Annotated in this window: 11 protein-coding genes; 7 read left to right on the top strand and 4 right to left on the bottom strand. The window is 59.5% G+C overall.

Going from position 1 to position 17683, the window contains the following annotated elements; translation table 11 throughout:
* Positions 1–57 precede the first annotated feature (57 nt).
* Positions 58–1344: an aminopeptidase PepB gene (gene pepB, locus GNG29_RS16690; protein WP_103180719.1), complete on the top strand. Its 1287-nt coding sequence runs from the start codon at positions 58–60 to the stop codon at positions 1342–1344.
* Between the two features lie 96 nt (positions 1345–1440).
* Positions 1441–2217: an enhanced serine sensitivity protein SseB gene (gene sseB / locus GNG29_RS16685; RefSeq protein WP_103180718.1), complete on the top strand. Its 777-nt coding sequence runs from the start codon at positions 1441–1443 to the stop codon at positions 2215–2217.
* 17 nt (positions 2218–2234) lie between these two features.
* Here the strand turns inward: sseB and GNG29_RS16680 are convergent, their stop codons facing one another.
* The 4 genes from GNG29_RS16680 to GNG29_RS16665 form a co-directional block, all read right to left on the bottom strand.
* Entirely contained in the window at positions 2235–3005 is a 771-nt protein-coding gene (locus tag GNG29_RS16680; RefSeq protein WP_156239569.1) for a MurR/RpiR family transcriptional regulator, read from the bottom strand.
* Entirely contained in the window at positions 3005–3850 is an 846-nt protein-coding gene (gene sseA / locus GNG29_RS16675; protein WP_156655031.1) for a 3-mercaptopyruvate sulfurtransferase, read from the bottom strand. The genes GNG29_RS16680 and sseA overlap by 1 nt, the downstream gene beginning before the upstream one ends.
* Positions 3851–3939: 89 nt before the next feature.
* Entirely contained in the window at positions 3940–5307 is a 1368-nt protein-coding gene (locus GNG29_RS16670; RefSeq protein WP_156655030.1) for a 6-phospho-alpha-glucosidase, read from the bottom strand.
* A gap of 11 nt (positions 5308–5318) precedes the next feature.
* Complete coding sequence (locus GNG29_RS16665; protein WP_156655507.1) at positions 5319–6863, bottom strand: PTS transporter subunit EIIC; 1545 nt, start codon at positions 6861–6863, stop codon at positions 5319–5321.
* A 285-nt stretch (positions 6864–7148) separates the two neighbouring features.
* Between GNG29_RS16665 and GNG29_RS16660 the strand changes: the two genes are divergently transcribed.
* From GNG29_RS16660 to rodZ, 5 genes are all read left to right on the top strand, one after another.
* Positions 7149–12107 (top strand): alpha-2-macroglobulin, encoded by a 4959-nt coding sequence (locus tag GNG29_RS16660; RefSeq protein WP_156655029.1) that lies wholly within the window; start codon positions 7149–7151, stop codon positions 12105–12107.
* Position 12108: 1 nt separating this feature from the next.
* Positions 12109–14433 (top strand): peptidoglycan glycosyltransferase PbpC, encoded by a 2325-nt coding sequence (gene pbpC / locus GNG29_RS16655; protein ID WP_156655028.1) that lies wholly within the window; start codon positions 12109–12111, stop codon positions 14431–14433.
* A gap of 155 nt (positions 14434–14588) precedes the next feature.
* Positions 14589–15020, top strand: coding sequence for a nucleoside-diphosphate kinase (ndk, locus tag GNG29_RS16650; protein ID WP_039029721.1), 432 nt, complete (start codon positions 14589–14591; stop codon positions 15018–15020).
* A 169-nt stretch (positions 15021–15189) separates the two neighbouring features.
* A complete protein-coding gene (locus GNG29_RS16645; protein WP_103180711.1) occupies positions 15190–16356 on the top strand; it encodes a bifunctional tRNA (adenosine(37)-C2)-methyltransferase TrmG/ribosomal RNA large subunit methyltransferase RlmN in 1167 nt (388 codons plus the stop codon).
* Between the two features lie 292 nt (positions 16357–16648).
* Entirely contained in the window at positions 16649–17656 is a 1008-nt protein-coding gene (rodZ, locus tag GNG29_RS16640) for a cytoskeleton protein RodZ (protein ID WP_156655027.1), read from the top strand.
* Positions 17657–17683 lie beyond the last annotated feature (27 nt).

Here is a 17683-nt window from a genome sequence, read left to right as displayed (position 1 = left end):
ACGTAACGGGCTGCCTTCAGGCGGCCCGTTTGCTTGTTGCTAATAAGGAAAAATAAAATGACCGAAGCGATGAAGATTACGCTCTCTACTCAGCCTGCCGATGCGCGCTGGGGTGAAAAAGCCACTTACAGCATCAACAACGACGGTATTACCCTGCACCTGAACGGCAGCGACGATTTAGGCCTGATCCAGCGCGCGGCGCGTAAAATTGACGGCCTGGGCATTAAACATGTGTTACTCGACGGCGAAGGCTGGGACACCGATCGTAGCTGGGCCTTCTGGGCCGGTTATAAAGGGCCAAAAGGCAGCCGTAAAATTGAGTGGGCTAATCTGGACGAAGCCGGCAAGCGCGAGCTGGAAAGCCGTCTGACCATTATCGACTGGGTGCGCGACACCATCAACGCCCCGGCGGAAGAGCTGGGTCCGGAGCAGCTGGCGCAGCGTGCTGTCGATCTGCTGAGCAAGGTGGCGGGCGACAACGTCTCTTACCGCATCACCAAAGGCGAAGATCTGCGCGAGCAGAACTATATGGGCATCCACACCGTGGGTCGCGGCTCTGAGCGCCCGCCGGTGCTGCTGGCGCTGGACTACAACCCAACCGGCGATAAAGCGGCCCCGGTATTCGCCTGCCTGGTCGGGAAGGGCATTACCTTTGACACCGGCGGCTATAGCCTGAAGCAGAGCGCGTTCATGGACTCCATGAAGTCCGACATGGGCGGCGCGGCGACCATCACCGGTGCGCTGGCCTTTGCCATCACCCGCGGCCTGAACAAACGCGTGAAGCTCTGGCTCTGCTGCGCCGACAACATGGTCAGCGGTAACGCCTTTAAGCTGGGCGACATCATTCGCTACCGCAACGGCAAAAACGTTGAAGTGATGAATACCGACGCCGAAGGCCGTCTGGTGCTGGCGGATGGGCTGATCGATGCCTCGGCGCAAAAACCAGAGCTGATTATCGACATGGCGACCCTGACTGGGGCGGCGAAAACCGCGCTGGGCAACGACTACCACGCGCTGTTCAGCTTCGACGATAAGCTGGCAAACCGCCTGCTGGCGAGCGCCGCCGCCGAGAACGAGCCGTTCTGGCGTCTGCCGCTGGCCGAGTTCCACCGCAGCCAGCTGCCGTCGAACTTTGCCGAACTGAACAATACCGCCAGCGCGGCCTATCCGGCAGGGGCAAGCACCGCCGCCGGTTTCCTGTCGCACTTTGTCGAGAACTATCGCGAAGGCTGGCTGCACATCGACTGCTCCGCGACCTACCGTAAAGCGGCGGTTGAACAGTGGTCCGCGGGTGCGACCGGTCTGGGCGTGCGTACCATTGCGAACCTGCTGACGGCAGAGTAATTAGCTTGCCCGGCGGCGCTGCGCTTGCACGGGCCTACGGGTGTTGTAGGCCGGGTAAGCAAAGCGCCACCCGGCGTTTTTTGAAGTAGTGAAACTATGTCAGAAACCAAAAACGAATTAGAAACCCTGCTGGAGAAAGCGGCCACCGAGCCCGCCCATCGTCCGGCATTCTTCCGCGCGCTGCTGGAGTCCACCGTCTGGGTGCCCGGTACGGCGGCGGAAGGCGAGCAGGTTGTTGAGGACAGCGCCCTGGATCTGCTGCACTGGGAAAAAGACGACGGCACCTCGGTGATCCCGTTCTTCTCCTCCCTTGAGGCCTTACAGCAAGCCGTTGAAGATGAGCAGGCGTTCGTGGTGATGCCGGTGCGCACCCTGTTTGAGATGACGCTGGGCGAAACCCTGTTTCTGAATGCCAAACTGCCGACCGGGAAAGAGTTCACCCCGCGTGAAATCAGCCATCTGATTGGCGAAGAGGGCAACCCGCTTAGCACCCAGGAGGTGCTGGAGGGCGGCGAGTCGCTGCTGCTGTCGGAAGTGGCCGAGCCACCGGCGCAGATGATCGACTCCCTGACCACCCTTTTCCAGACCCTCAAGCCGGTTAAGCGCGCGTTTCTCTGCTCCATCAAAGAGCAGGCTGACGAACAGCCGGTACTGCTGATTGGTATCGAGGCGGATGGCGAGATCGACGACATCATTCAGGCCGCGGGCAGCGTGGCGACCGACACCCTGCCGGGCGACGAGCCGATCGATATCTGCCGGGTAGTGGCGGGGGAGAAGGGCATCAGCCACTTTATCACCGAGCACATCACGCCGTTCTATGAGCGCCGCTGGGGTGGCTTCCTGCGCGATTTCAAAAACAACCGCATTATCTGAATCTTACGGGGTGGCACTCACCCCGTTGCTTCCAGCAGCAGTAAATCCATCAGCAGCACCAGGTTCGACTCAAACGAGGTCACCCCTGCGGCTTCGGCGGCGAAATGCACCGCTTCGTCGTACAAAGCAAAATGCAGATCCGCCATCCCCGCCAGGCTATTCGCCGACGCGCGGGTAAAAGCCACCACCGTCATCCCCACGTTTTGCGCAATGCGCGCCTTATCCAGAACCTGTTCCGTTTCCCCGCTGCGCGAGACTGCGATGAAGACCTGATAGCGCGAGGCGTTGCTGAGAAAGATATTACGGCTGTCGCCCGGGCCGGAGATAAAGGCCGTCTTGCCCAGCACCTGCAATTTTTTGGTCAGGTACTCGGCAAAAAGATAGGAAAAGCCCGCCCCGTAGAGAAAGAAGCTCTCTTTTTCCCGCAGCAGTTCGGCAAAATAGTGGCGCTTTTGCGCCGTCGCCCACTGAAAGGTCTGCTGATAGTTGGCGATAAACTGATTGAACAGCGCGGGCAACTCCGCAGGCTGACGGCTTTCGGCGGCAATGTGCGGCGTGTCGCTCAATAGCTGCTTGCAGTGCCAGATGAACTCGCTAAAGCCGCTAAACCCCAGCTTGCGGCAGAGGCGCATAATGGTGGCGGTAGAGACAAAGGTCGCCTGCGCCAGCTCCCGCACCGTGATCTGACCCACCAGCAGTGGATGCCCGGTCAGATGGGCCAGCACGCGATATTCCGCGCGGGTCAGGGTCTCCCCGCGCGATAACAATGTCGCCAGGCGGTTATCCATTACTGCGCCGGTTCAACCGGCAGATCGTCCCGGGCACCCCATTCACTCCACGCCCCGTCGTAGAGCGTCACGTCGGTTTTGCCGAGGGTAGCCAGCGCCAGGATCACCACACAGGCGGTGACGCCCGAGCCGCAGCTGGTGACGATGGGCTGATGCAGATCCACACCCTGACGGGCAAAAATCTCACGCAGCTCATCGGTGGTTTTCAGCTCGCCTTCAAACACCAGATCGCCCCAGGGCACGTTACGTGCGCCTGGGATATGGCCGCGCTTAAGGCCAGGGCGCGGCTCGTCGGCCTCGGCGTTAAAGCGCGGGGCAGGGCGGGCATCGACAATCTGTACGGTCTGTTCGTGGCTCGCCAGCAGCACGTCGGTGACGCGCTTGATCGCCCCGGCGTCGAAGGTGGCTTCAAAATCGCTGTCCGGCAGGGAAACATCGCCCTGCTGGAGCGGGAGCTCCGCCCGCTGCCAGCCCGCAAGCCCGCCCGCCAGAATCGACACTTTTTCCACGCCGAAGGTTTTCAGCATCCACCACGCCCGTGGTGCGGAGAAGAGATTCCCTTCATCATAAATCACCAGATGCTTATCGTGGCTGACGCCCAGCTCGCGCATGGCGACCGCAAACGCTTCCGGGCGCGGCATCATGTGCGGCAGGGGAGAGGTGTGATCGGAGAGGGCTTCAATATCAAAAAATACCGCCCCCGGCAGATGCCCGGCGCGGTATTCCGCGGGAACGTCACGATGCTCCTGCCCCGGCGGCGCCATGCGCGCGTCGAGGATCTGGACTTCAGGATCGTCACTGTGCTCAATCAGCCAGTCGGCTGCGACAAAATATGAGGTGGACATGGTTGCCTCCATAAATGAATCCAATAATGGATTGTCGGTGTTTTTTCTGACACCGACAAGGGAACCACGTTCAACTCGCGAGCAAGCCCTTATTTTTTCACCGCTTCTCCGTCCTGCCACGCTTTCTGCAATGCAGGCCAGTATTCACGGTTAGCTTCGATCATCTCGTCCAGAATGGCTTTGGCATGCTCCATGGTTGGCACGGTGCGGTTCAGGGTGAACGCCTGCAACGCTTTCTCGTAGCTGCCTTCGATGGTGGCCTCTACCAGCAGCTGCTCCGAGGCCAGCTGTTGTTGCAGCAGGGTCTGGTGGAACAGCGGCACCTGGCCGATGCGGATCGGCTCTGGCCCTTCGCTTGTGATATAGGCCGGCACTTCAACCATGGCGTCATACGGCAGATTAGTAATCGCCCCGCGGTTTTCTACCATCACCAGATGGCGCTGACGCAGGTTGAACGCCAGCGAGCGGGCCACATCCACGATAAACTCGCCGTGTACCCCCACGTGGAACGCATCCGGCAGGATCCCGGTCTGTTTATACTCTTCCGCAGCCGCAAACAGCTTTTTCTCGCGACCGTTCATCACTTCGTTGGCGCGGGTATAGTCCGGGTTCTGGTGCTCCACGATCTGGTTTGGCATCAGGTAGTACTGCAGATAGGGGTTCGGCAGATACTCCGGGAAGTTATCCATGATCGGCTTGATGTTGCGCCAGGTTTTCACCCAGGATGGATCGGAGTGCTGCGGGTCGGTTTTAGCCGCATCTTCCGTCAGCAGGCCAAATCTGGCGACATGGCGGCGCAGCTCCGGCAGTTTGTCCTCGCCATCCACCAGCACGCGGGTAAACCAGCCGAAGTGGTTCAGACCGAAGTAATCCACCTCCAGCTTGTGACGATCCACGCCCAGAATGGCCCCCATATTGCGCATCGCCGCGACCGGCATATCGCAGATGTTCAGCACCCGGGCGTCAGGTCGCAGGCGGCGCACACCCTCTGCGACGATGGCCGCCGGGTTGGAGTAGTTAACGATCCACGCTTTTTCATGCGCATAGCGCTCGACCATGTCGATCAGTTCAACCATCGGCAGGATCGTGCGTAAGCCATACGCCAGCCCGCCCGGGCCGCAGGTCTCCTGGCCAACCACGCCGTGACGCAGCGGGATCTTCTCATCCTGCTCGCGCATTTTGTACTGACCCACGCGCATCTGGGCGAAGACAAAATGGGCACCGCTGAAGGCCACTTCCGGGTCGCTGGTGACGGTGAATTTGATGCTCTGACTGTGATCGCGAATCACCTTCTCCACCACCGGCGCGATGGTATTCTGCCGCGCTTCATCGATGTCGTAGAGGCGAATTTCCGCCAGCGGGAATTTGTCCAGCTGCACCATCAGGCTTTTCACAATCCCGGGCGTATAGGTGCTGCCGCCACCGGCGATAGAGAGAATGAATGGGGGTGTAATCATGTTTATCTCCTTCAGAGAACCGTCTCGACCGCTTCTCGCATTTTTTTGACATGCAGCCCGTAGACCACCTGAACGTTGTTACCTTGTTTGATAATGCCTTTCGCGCCCGTCGCCTTGAGCCGCGGCTCGTCGATGACGGCGACATCTTTCACCGTGACGCGCAGGCGGGTGTAGCAGTTGTCCACTACCTCGATGTTTTCACGTCCGCCGAGGCCGACCACAATCGCCTCGCCCAGGCCATCATTGCTGCCCTTCGCCTGATACTCCTGCTTGCTGTACAGACGGGTCTCCTGATCTTCCTCCTCGCGTCCCGGCGTTTTCATGCGGAAATGCAGGATCAGGAAGCGGAAGACAACGAAGTAGACGGTGAACATGATCAGCCCGACCACGATGTACATCGGCCAGTTAGACTTCTCAGTGCCCAGCGGCAGGTTATAGAGAATGAAATCGATGATGCCGTTGGCGCCGATGGCGTGAACGCCGAACAGGGAGAAGAGCATCATGCCAATCCCGGTCAGCACCGCATGCACCACAAACAGCAGCGGGGCGACAAACAGGAAGGAGAACTCAATGGGTTCGGTAACGCCCACCAGCAACGAGGTGAGCGCCGCCGGGATCAGAATCGCTTTCGCCGCGGCTTTACGCTCCGGTTTCGCGGTGACATACATCGCCAGCGCGGCGGCAGGCAGGCCAAACATCTTGCTGATACCGCGAGCATCCCAGACCACGGTGCTGCTGAGCTGTTTCACGTCCGGGCAGGCCATCTCGGCGAAGTAGATATTACGCGCGCCCTGGTAGGTAGCGCCGCAGACCTCCTGGGTACCGCCCAGTTCGGTATAGAGGAAGGGGGTATAAACCAGATGGTGCAGGCCGGTCGGCACCAGGATGCGCTCAAGGAAGCCGTAAATCGCCACCCCAAACGGTCCGGAACCTTTTATTGCTAAGGCCATCGTGCTGATCCCGTGCTGGGCAAACGGCCACAGCTCGCTCATCACCACCCCCAGCAGCATTGAGACCGGCAGCATAATAATGGCGACAAAGCAGTGGCCGGAGTAGATTGCCATGGCGCCGTTAAACTGCACCCCGGAGTATTTGTTATACAGGTAGCCCGACAGCGCCCCGGTGAGGATCCCGGCGAACACGCCCATCTCCAGCACCTGTACCCCCAGCACCATGCTCTGTCCGGCGGCTTTCATCTGCTCCGCAGGGGCCAGCGCGCCCTGCAGTTGCAGCGTGACGTTCATGGCGTTGATAAACACCACAAAGGTCACCAGACCAATCAGCGCCGCGTAACCTTTGTCACGTGTTGCCAGACCAATGGGAATCCCCACGGCGAACACCAGCGCGAGGTTAACCAGCACCGAGACGGCGGATTTGGCGATCAGCTGGCCAATACTCTGGATCAGTGGATGGCCGAGGAATGGCAGATAGCCGGCAAGACCACCGTTACCCAGCACGTTTCCAAAGGCAATAAACAGACCGACAATCGGCAGGATAAGTACCGGTCCGTATAATGATTTTCCGAAATTTTGTAGGGCGTTCACGGCTCGTTTCATCATGTTCTCTCTTATTGAACCGCGCACTCAAGGTGCGTCTGAGAGTAAAACTAGCAGTGGGAACGCCGGTTTATCCATATATCTTCTTGTTTTAAAAACAAATGACGTTAAAGGTTACATGTAACCTTATGGGCTGTGATCGCCGTAGCAGCGGAATTTTTAATGCTGATAATTATTTTGCGAGGTGCTGTCCGTAATTGGATTGAGTGCTTTTGTATTAATGAAACTTGCGGATAATACTTACCCCGACGACGACCAACAGGCCCGAGAGGCCAGGGATAAAGGATGAAACCGTTTCGCTTCGCCGCACTTTCATTAGCGCTGCTCACTTCACTGGCGCTTATCGGCTGTGACAACAGTGACGATAAGCCCAAACCCCAGGCGCCCGCTGCGGCGGCTGCATCCACCACACAACCGACTGTCCCGGCGAAGCCTGACGGCGCCACGCTGGAAAAACTGGCAGCGCAGAGCCAGGGCAAGGCGCTGACCCTGCTGGATGCTTCAGAGCTCCAGCTCGACGGCGCGGCAGCCCTGGTGCTGACCTTCTCGGTTCCCCTCGATCCCGCCCAGGATTTCGCCCGTACCGTGCACGTGGTGGACAAAAAAAGCGGCAAGGTTGATGGGGCATGGGAGCTGGCGCCTAATCTGAAGGAGCTGCGCCTGCGCCATCTGGAGCCAAACCGGAATCTGGTGGTCACCGTCGAGAGCGGGCTGCTTGGGCTGAATAAAGCCACGCTGGGCAGCGATATCGAAAAAACCATCACCACCCGCGATATTGAGCCGACCGTGGGCTTCGCCAGCCGCGGCTCGCTGCTGCCGGGCAAGGTGGTAGAAGGGTTGCCGGTAATGGCGCTGAACGTAAACAACGTCGATGTGAATTTCTACCGGGTCAAACCCGAGTCCCTGGCCGCGTTCGTCAGCCAGTGGGAGTACCGCAGTTCGCTTACCAACTGGGAATCCGACAATCTGCTGAAGATGGCCGATCTGGTCTATACCGGCCGCTTCGACCTTAACCCGGCGCGCAATACCCGCGAGAAACTGCTGCTGCCGCTGGCGGAGATCAAGCCGCTACAGCAGGCGGGGGTCTACATCGCGGTGATGAATCAGGCCGGGCACTATAACTACAGCAACGCCGCCACGCTCTTTACCCTCAGCGATATTGGTCTCTCCGCCCACCGCTACCATAACCGGCTGGATATTTTTACCCAGAGCCTGGAGAACGGCGCGGCGCAGTCGGGCATTGAGGTGCTGTTGCTCAACGATAAAGGGCAGACACTGGCCCAGGCGTCGAGCGATGCCGACGGTCACGCGACGTTGCAAACAGATAAAGCGGCCGCGCTGCTTCTCGCCCGTAAAGATGGGCAGACCACGCTTTTGGATCTCACCCTTCCGGCGCTGGATCTGGCGGAGTTTGCCATCACCGGCGCGCCAGGCCTGAACAAGCAGTTCTTTATGTTTGGTCCGCGCGATCTCTATCGCCCGGGCGAAACGTTGATCCTCAACGGCCTGCTGCGCGACAGCGACGGCAAACCGCTGCCCGACCAGCCGGTGAAGCTGGAGGTATTACGCCCGGACGGCCAGGTGGCACGTACCGTGGTCAGCCAGCCGGAAAACGGTCTCTATCGCTTTAACTATCCCCTTGATAGCGGGGCGCAGACCGGCATGTGGCATGTGCGCGCCAGTACCGGCGATAACCAGCAGCGGATGTGGGATTTCCACGTCGAAGATTTTATGCCAGAGCGCATGGCGCTGAATCTTACCGGGCAAAAAGCGCCGGTTGCGCCGCAGGATGATGTCGCGTTCGACGTGACGGGGTATTACCTGTACGGCGCTCCCGCCAACGGCAACAGCCTGCAAGGACAGCTCTTTTTACGCCCGCTGCGTGACGCCGTGGCCGCACTGCCGGGCTTCCAGTTTGGCGATATCGCCGAAGAGAACCTGAGCCGCAGCCTCGACGAAGTGCAGCTGACCCTGGACGAACAAGGGCGGGGTCAGGTGACCAGCGAAAGCCAGTGGAAAGAGACGCACTCCCCGCTGCAGGTTATTTTGCAGGCCAGCCTGCTGGAGTCCGGCGGACGTCCGGTGACCCGCCGGGCGGAACAGGCCGTCTGGCCAGCGGCCACCCTGCCGGGCATCCGTCCGCAGTTCGCCAGCAAAGCGGTCTATGACTACCGCACCGATACCACCGTCAACCAGCCGATTGTGGAGGAGAACAGCCAGGCCGGATTCGATATTGTCTACGCTGATGCCAGCGGGGCGAAAAAAGCCGTTTCTGGTCTGCAGGTTCGCCTGATCCGCGAACGTCGGGACTACGCCTGGACCTGGTCGGAAAGTGACGGCTGGCAGTCGCAGTTTGATCAAAAAGATCTGATCGAAGGCGAGCAGGCGCTGGATCTGGCCGCGGACGAAACGGGGAAAGTGAGCTTCCCGGTGGAGTGGGGCTCCTACCGTCTGGAGGTGAAAGCCCCGGATGAGGCGGTGAGCAGCGTGCGCTTCTGGTCGGGCTACAGCTGGCAGGATAACAGCGACGGCTCCGGCGCGGCGCGACCGGATCGCGTCACCCTGAAGCTGGACAAACCGGCCTATCAGCCAGGGGATACCATCAAGCTGCACATTGCCGCCCCGGCGGCAGGTAAAGGCTACGCGATGATCGAATCCAGCGAAGGGCCGCTGTGGTGGAAAGAGATCGACGTCCCGGCTGAAGGGCTGGATATGACGATCCCGGTAGATAAAGCCTGGAAACGTCACGATCTTTACCTCTCCACGCTGGTGGTTCGCCCCGGCGATAAATCCAAATCGGCCACGCCAAAACGGGCTGTGGGCTTGCTGCATCTGCCGATGGGCGATGAGAACCGTCGCCTGAGCATCGCCCTGGAAAATCCGCCCAAAATGCGTCCTGACCAGATGCTGACGGTGAAAGTGAAAGCCAGCGTGAAAGAGGGGACGACCCCGCAGAAAGTTAACGTGCTGGTTTCGGCGGTGGACAGCGGCGTACTCAACATTACCGATTACGTCACCCCGGATCCGTGGCAGGCGTTCTTTGGCCAGAAGCGCTATGGCGCGGACATCTACGATATCTACGGGCAGGTGATTGAAGGCCAGGGGCGTCTGGCGTCGCTGCGCTTTGGCGGCGACGGCGATGAGCTCAAGCGCGGCGGCAAACCGCCGGTTAACCACGTCACCATTATCGCCCAGCAGGCGCAGCCGGTAGAGCTGGACGCCAACGGGGAGGGCACCGTCTCGTTACCCATTGGCGACTTTAACGGCGAGCTGCGTCTGATGGCCCAGGCCTGGACCGATGATGATTTTGGCAGTAGCGAGAGCAAAATCATCGTTGCCGCACCGGTGATCACCGAGCTAAACACACCGCGCTTCCTGGCCAGCGGCGATAGCGCCAGGCTGACGCTGGATCTGACTAACCTCACCGATCGTCCGCAGACCCTGAACGTCGCCCTGACCGCTGGCGGTAATCTGGCGCTGGAAGGGGCCCAGCCGCAGCCGGTTACACTGGCCGCGGGCGAACGCTCGACGCTGTTTATTCCTGTGCGGGCGCTGGAGGGTTACGGCGAGGGCGAAATCGTCGCGCAGGTAAACGGCTTGACGCTGCCCGGCGAAACCTTTGCCCCGCAGCAGAAGAGCTGGAAAATCGGCGTGCGCCCGGCATTCCCGGCGCAGACGGTGAACACCGGCACGATGCTCAATCCGGGCGAAAGCTGGCATGCGCCGGAACAGCACCTGGCGAATTTCTCGCCGGTGACCTTACAGGGGCAGCTTCTGCTCAGCGGCAAGCCGCCGCTCAACCTGGCCCGCTACATTCGTGAGCTGCAGGCCTATCCGTATGGCTGTCTGGAACAGACCACCAGCGGTCTCTTCCCGTCTCTGTATACCAATGCCGCCCAGCTAAGCGCGTTAGGGATTAAGGGTGACAGCGACGAAAAACGTCGCGCGGCTATTGAGATCGGTATCTCCCGCCTGCTGCAGATGCAGCGTGACAACGGTGGCTTTGCCCTGTGGGATAAAAACGGTGAGGAAGAGTACTGGCTCACCGCCTACGTCACTGATTTCCTGGTGCGGGCGGGCGAGCAGGGTTACAGCGTCCCGGCTGAGGCCATTACCAACGCCAACAACCGCCTGCTGCGCTATCTGCAGGACCCGGGCATGATGGCTGTCCGCTACAGCGAGAACACCACCGCCAGCAAATTTGCCATCCAGGCCTATGCCGCGCTGGTGCTGGCTCGTCAGCAAAAAGCGCCGCTGGGGGCGCTGCGTGAAATCTGGGATCGTCATGGTCAGGCCAAATCGGGCCTGCCGCTGATGCAGCTTGGCCTGGCGCTGAAGCTGATGGGGGATGCGCCGCGCAGCCAGCAGGCGCTCGATCTGGCAATCAAAACGCCGCGCAGCGAAACGCAAAGCTGGCTGGCCGATTACGGCAGCCCGCTTCGCGATAACGCGATGATGCTCAGCCTGCTGGAAGAGTACAAACTGCTGCCGAACGCTCAGAATACGCTGCTGAATGTGCTTTCTGAGCAGGCGTACAGCCAGCGCTGGCTCTCAACGCAGGAGAGTAACGCTCTGTTCCTGGCGGGGCGTTCCGTACAGAAACTCACCGGAGAGTGGCAGGCCACCACGTCGTTTAAAGAAGGCAATATGCGGGGAGACAAACCGCAGGTGCAAAATCTTAATGCCGATCAACTGGCCGCCCTGCAGGTGACCAATACCGGCACTGCACCGCTGTGGGTGCGTCTGGACAGCAGCGGCTACCCACAATACGCGCCGCAGCCCGCCTCGAACGTGCTGAAAATTGAACGGCAGATTCTGGCCACCGATGGCAGCAGCAAGTCGCTCTCCTCCCTGAAAAGCGGGGAGCTGGTTCTGGTCTGGCTGACCGTGCGTGCCAGCAAGAACGTGCCGGATGCGCTGGTGGTGGATCTGCTGCCTGCGGGGCTGGAGCTGGAAAACCAGAACCTCGCCAGCAGCAGCGCCAGCCTGCAGGAGAGCGGCAGCGAGGTACAAAACCTGCTCAACCAGATGCAGCAGGCGGATATCCAGCATATGGAGTTCCGCGACGATCGCTTTGTCGCCGCCGTGTCGGTGAAAAATTATGAGACAGTGACGCTGGTCTATCTGGCCCGTGCCGTCACCCCGGGAACCTACACGGTGCCGGTACCGATGGTGGAATCCATGTACGTACCGCAGTGGCGGGCAACGGGTGCGGCCAGCGGCCCGCTAACTGTCGTTCCGTAACGTGCAGCGCCGCTCTCTGTTACGCTCCCGCTGGCTGTGGCTGGCGGGAGCGCTTCTTCTGCTATGGGGCGCTGTCGTGGCTGCCGATCGCCTGTGGCCGCTGCCGTTACACGAGGTCAACCCTGCCCGCCTGGTGGTGGATGAAAAGGGCATTCCATTGTGGCGATTTGCCGATCGCGACGGGATCTGGCGCTATCCGGTCACCATTGAAGAGGTTTCACCCCGCTATCTTGAGGCGCTGATCCAGTATGAGGATCGCTGGTTCTGGGATCATCCCGGCGTTAACCCATTCTCTGTTCTGCGCGCCGCCTGGCAGGATCTGCTGGCCGGAAAGGTGATCTCGGGCGGCAGCACGCTGACGATGCAGGTGGCGCGACTGCTGGATCCGCATTCCCGTACGCTGGGGGGCAAAGTGCGTCAGCTCTGGCGGGCGCTCCAGCTGGAGTGGCACCTCTCCAAAGCTGAGATCCTGACGCTCTATCTGAACCGCGCCCCGTTTGGCGGCACGCTACAGGGGGTGGGGGCCGCCAGCTGGGCCTATCTGGGAAAATCCCCTGCGCAACTGAGCTACTCCGAAGCCGCCCTGCTTGCCGTTCTGCCCCAGGCGCCGAGCCGTTTGCGACCGGATCGCTGGCCGCAGCGGGCAGAGGCGGCGCGTAACAAAGTGCTCAACCGGATGGCATCCCAGGGCGTCTGGTCCGCCCGCCAGGTCAAAGAGTCGCAGGAAGAGCCCGTCTGGCTGGCGCCACGCCAGATGCCGCAGCTGGCGCCGCTGTTCTCGCGCATGATGCTGGGCAAAAGCCGCGACAGCAAAGTGGTGACGACGCTGGATGCCACGCTGCAGCGTCAGTTGGAGGAGCTGGCCCTGAACTGGAAATCCCGCCTGCCGCCCCGCAGCTCGCTGGCGATGATCGTCCTGGATCATACCGATATGAAGGTGCGCGGCTGGGTGGGATCGGTCGATATCAACGACGACAGCCGCTTCAGCCATGTGGATATGATCAGCGCGATCCGATCCCCGGGATCGGTGCTGAAGCCCTTTATCTATGGCCTGGCGATGGATGAGGGGCTGATCCATCCCGCCTCGCTGCTGCAGGATGTGCCGCGACGCACCGGCGATTACCGTCCGGGTAACTTTGACAGCGGCTTTCACGGTCCAGTGAGCATGAGCGAAGCGCTGGTGCGATCCCTGAACCTGCCCGCCGTCCAGGTGCTGGAGGCCTACGGGCCGAAGAAGTTTGCCGGAATGCTGCGTAACGCTGGTTTACCGCTTCTCCTGCCTGCGGGGGCTCAGCCGAATCTGTCCCTGATTCTCGGGGGCGCCGGGGCGCGTCTGGCGGATATCGCCGCGGCATACAGCGCGTTTGCCCGTCAGGGTCGGGCAGGGAAGCTGCGCCTGAAACCCGACGACCCGCTGCTGGAACGGCCTCTACTCTCGCCTGGGTCCGCGTGGATCATCCGACGCATTCTTGCCAGTGAGGCGCAGCCGTTACCCGACAGCGCGCTTGCTCAGGTAGTGCCCCTGGCAATAAAAACCGGCACCAGCTATGGCTATCGTGATGCGTGGGCGATTGGGCTGAATGCGCGCTACGTCATCGGGGTCTGGACCGGCAGGCCGGACGGCACCCCGGTGGCCGGCCAGTTTGGTTTTGCCAGCGCCGTGCCGGTGTTAAATCAGGTTAATAACCTGCTGCAGTCGCGATCGGCGCTGGATGAGGCGCGTCTGCCGCGCGATCCGCGCCCGGCCTCCGTTAGCCGCGGGGTGATTTGCTGGCCGGGCGGGCAGTCGCTGCCAGACGGGGACAGCAACTGCCGCCGTCGACTCGCGACGTGGCTGCTCGAAGGGAGCCAACCGCCGACGCTGTTACTGCCGGAGCAGGAGGGCATCCGCGGCATTCATTTTCCGATCTGGCTGGATAACAGCGGTAAGCGGGTGGCAGCAGACTGCCCGCAGGCGCAGGAAAAAAGCGTCGACGTCTGGCCGCTGCCGCTGGAGCCGTGGCTGCCCCAGGCAGAGCGACGGTCTGCCCGCATCCCGCCCGCGTCTGCAACCTGTCCGCCGCTCGGTCAGACCTTCCCGGCGCCGCTGCTGCTCTCCGGCATTCGTCAGGGGGCAGTGATTAAGCGTTTGCCGGGGGAGTCGCGCGTCTCGCTGCCTCTGCTGGTCAGCGGCAGCGAGGGACCGCGCTGGTGGTTTCTTAATGGCGAACCGCTGAATGTCCAGGGGCGAATGTATACGTTGCAGCTTGAAAATGCAGGAGATTATCAGCTACTGGTAATGGATGAGGCGGGGCAGGTGGCGACTGTGGATTTCACGCTGCAATAGATAAAAGGTGTTTTGACGAGGATCTGTTGTTAAAACTCGTCTTATTTTAAAAAAATGTTACATGCATCCATAGGCAATGGCGCCAATGCTCATTATAATCCGCGCCATATATTTCGCATGAATGCAAAACAACAGAACAAATCACAGAGGTAATCATGGCTATTGAACGTACTTTTTCCATCATCAAACCAAACGCGGTGGCAAAAAACGTTATTGGCAGCATCTTTGCGCGCTTTGAAGCGGCAGGGTTCAAAATTGTTGGTACCAAAATGCTGCATCTGACCGTTGAGCAGGCTCGCGGTTTCTATGCTGAGCACGAAGGTCGCCCATTCTTCGACGGCCTGGTTGAGTTCATGACCTCTGGCCCAATCGTGGTTTCCGTTCTGGAAGGCGAAAATGCCGTTCAGCGTCACCGCGATCTGCTGGGTGCCACTAACCCGGACAACGCGCTGGCAGGTACACTGCGTGCAGACTACGCTGACAGCTTCACCGAGAACGGCACCCACGGTTCCGACTCCGTAGAATCTGCTAAACGCGAAATCGCCTACTTCTTCGCGGAAGGCGAAGTGTGTCCACGTACCCGTTAATATAACGGTTTCGTTTACACATTATTTTCGTAAATGCCGCGTGCAAACGTGGCATCCCTGCACCAGACTTTGTACAATGTAACGCCCCGGATGAGCCGATCGCTTTCCGGGGCGTTTCTTTTCAACCCTCCACGGGCCATAACGTGTAACAACGAGGCCGGAATATATTATGTCTGAATTAGTTAACACCTCCGAAGTCGCCATTCCTGCGGTTCCGAATAAAAATGGAAAAATCAACCTGCTGGATTTGAACCGTCAGCAGATGCGCGAGTTCTTCAAAGAGATGGGCGAAAAGCCGTTTCGTGCCGACCAGGTCATGAAATGGATGTACCACTATTGCAGCGACAACTTTGATGAGATGACCGACATCAACAAAGTGCTGCGCAACAAGCTGAAAGAAGTGGCCGAAATCCGCGCGCCGGAAGTGGTGGAAGAGCAGCGTTCCGCTGACGGCACCATCAAATGGGCGATTGCGGTTGGCGATCAGCGTGTTGAAACGGTTTATATCCCGGAAGACGATCGCGCTACCCTCTGCGTCTCCTCCCAGGTGGGTTGTGCGCTGGAGTGTAAATTCTGCTCCACGGCGCAGCAGGGCTTTAACCGTAACCTGCGCGTGTCAGAGATCATCGGCCAGGTGTGGCGTGCGGCGAAAATCGTCGGTGCGGCAAAAATCACCGGCACCCGTCCAATCACCAACGTGGTGATGATGGGGATGGGCGAGCCGCTGCTGAACCTGACCAACGTGGTTCCGGCGATGGAAATCATGCTCGACGACTTCGGTTTTGGCCTCTCCAAACGTCGCGTCACACTCTCTACCTCAGGCGTTGTTCCCGCGCTGGATAAGCTCGGCGATATGATTGACGTGGCGCTGGCGATTTCGCTGCATGCGCCAAACGATACCATCCGCGATGAGATCGTGCCCATCAACAAGAAGTACAACATTGAGACCTTCCTGAACTCGGTTCGTGGCTACATTTCGAAGTCCAACGCCAACCAGGGTCGCGTCACCATTGAGTACGTCATGCTGGATCACGTCAACGACGGTACCGAACACGCCCACGAGCTGGCGGCACTGTTGAAAGACACGCCGTGCAAGATCAACCTGATCCCATGGAACCCGTTCCCGGGCGCGCCGTATGGCCGTAGCTCAAACAGCCGTATCGACCGTTTCTCCAAGGTTCTGATGGAGTATGGTTTTACCACTATCGTGCGTAAAACCCGTGGTGATGATATTGATGCCGCCTGTGGTCAGCTGGCCGGTGATGTTATCGACCGCACCAAGCGCACACTGCGTAAACGCATGCAGGGCGACGCCATCGCGATCAAGTCCGTGTAATTATTATGCCGTCACGGCGCGTCTATTGCGCCGTGGCGGCTACGGATGCGAATAAACAGTCATTGCGCCGGCATATGGGTAATAATTACGGTGCGTTTTATATGACTTTGAGGCAGTATGTAACGATGCAACAACAGTTTAGCCTCACTGCCAGACCGCCTCTGTCAACGATAACCTGACAGCATTGGGCGGGGTTACTAAGGTTAACTGACCAGAAGTTTCGCGGTGCAGGTGGCATTGTGACTCACCGGCGCCAGGATACTCACTTTTCACGTACCAGTAGTTGTAGCGAATGAATACTGAAGCCACTCACGACCAAAATGCAGCACTTTCCACTGGCGTACGTCTTCGTAACGCCCGTGAACAACTTGGACTAAGCCAGCAAGTCGTTGCGGAGCGCTTATGTCTGAAGGTTTCCACGGTCCGCGATATTGAAGAAGATAAGGCTCCTGCCGATCTTGCTTCAACGTTTCTGCGTGGTTATATCCGCTCCTATGCGAAACTGGTTCATATCCCTGAAAACGAACTGCTGCCAATGATGGAAAAACAGGCACCGGTCAGAGCGGCGAAAGTCGCGCCGATGCAGAGTTTTTCGCTGGGCAAACGCCGTAAAAAACGTGATGGCTGGCTGATGAGTTTCACCTGGCTGGTGCTGTTTGTGGTCATCGGCCTGACGGGCGCGTGGTGGTGGCAGAACCATAAAGCGCAGCAGGAAGAGATCACCACCATGGCCGATCAAACTTCCGCCGAGCTCAATAACTCAGCGGGCGATGGTGCCCAGAGCATCCCGCTGAATACCGACGCCTCTGCAAGAGCCAGCGATTCACAGACGCCAGCAACCGGCACTCAGGATATGGCAACGGCGCAAACTGCTGCGCCAGCCGCGGATCAGACGGCGCAGGCACCGGCAGACAATGCGGTGGTGTCGCCTTCTCAGGCTAACGTCGAGACTGCGCCTGCAAACGCACCTGCAGCGACGGCGGATGCCACTCAGACCTTACCTGCCGATCCGGCAGGCGTGTCGGCAGCACCTGTTGACCCGAACGCGCTGGTGATGAACTTCACCGCCGACTGCTGGCTGGAAGTGACCGATGCGACGGGCAAAAAGCTGTTCAGCGGTCTGCAGCGTAAAGACGGTAATTTAAACCTGACAGGCCAGGCGCCGTACAAACTCAAGATTGGTGCTCCGGCTGCGGTCCAGATCCAGTTCCAGGGTAAACCTGTCGATCTGAGCCGTTTTATCAGAACTAACCAGGTTGCGCGTCTGACCGTAAATGCCGAACAATCAGCAGCACAGTAAGTAACGGACAGGCAACGCGGGAGATTT

This window comes from Leclercia sp. Colony189 (genome assembly GCF_009740165.1).
In the GTDB taxonomy this organism is placed as follows: domain Bacteria; phylum Pseudomonadota; class Gammaproteobacteria; order Enterobacterales; family Enterobacteriaceae; genus Enterobacter.
This window is presented reverse-complemented; position numbering and strand designations above follow the sequence as displayed.

Coding starts and splice junctions, on each gene's coding strand:
- pepB (WP_103180719.1), top strand. CDS start 58: ATGACCGAAGCGATGAAGATTACGCTCTCTACTCAGCCTGCCGATGCG.
- sseB (WP_103180718.1), top strand. CDS start 1,441: ATGTCAGAAACCAAAAACGAATTAGAAACCCTGCTGGAGAAAGCGGCC.
- GNG29_RS16680 (WP_156239569.1), bottom strand. CDS start 3,005: ATGGATAACCGCCTGGCGACATTGTTATCGCGCGGGGAGACCCTGACC.
- sseA (WP_156655031.1), bottom strand. CDS start 3,850: ATGTCCACCTCATATTTTGTCGCAGCCGACTGGCTGATTGAGCACAGT.
- GNG29_RS16670 (WP_156655030.1), bottom strand. CDS start 5,307: ATGATTACACCCCCATTCATTCTCTCTATCGCCGGTGGCGGCAGCACC.
- GNG29_RS16665 (WP_156655507.1), bottom strand. CDS start 6,863: ATGAAACGAGCCGTGAACGCCCTACAAAATTTCGGAAAATCATTATAC.
- GNG29_RS16660 (WP_156655029.1), top strand. CDS start 7,149: ATGAAACCGTTTCGCTTCGCCGCACTTTCATTAGCGCTGCTCACTTCA.
- ndk (WP_039029721.1), top strand. CDS start 14,589: ATGGCTATTGAACGTACTTTTTCCATCATCAAACCAAACGCGGTGGCA.
- GNG29_RS16645 (WP_103180711.1), top strand. CDS start 15,190: ATGTCTGAATTAGTTAACACCTCCGAAGTCGCCATTCCTGCGGTTCCG.
- rodZ (WP_156655027.1), top strand. CDS start 16,649: ATGAATACTGAAGCCACTCACGACCAAAATGCAGCACTTTCCACTGGC.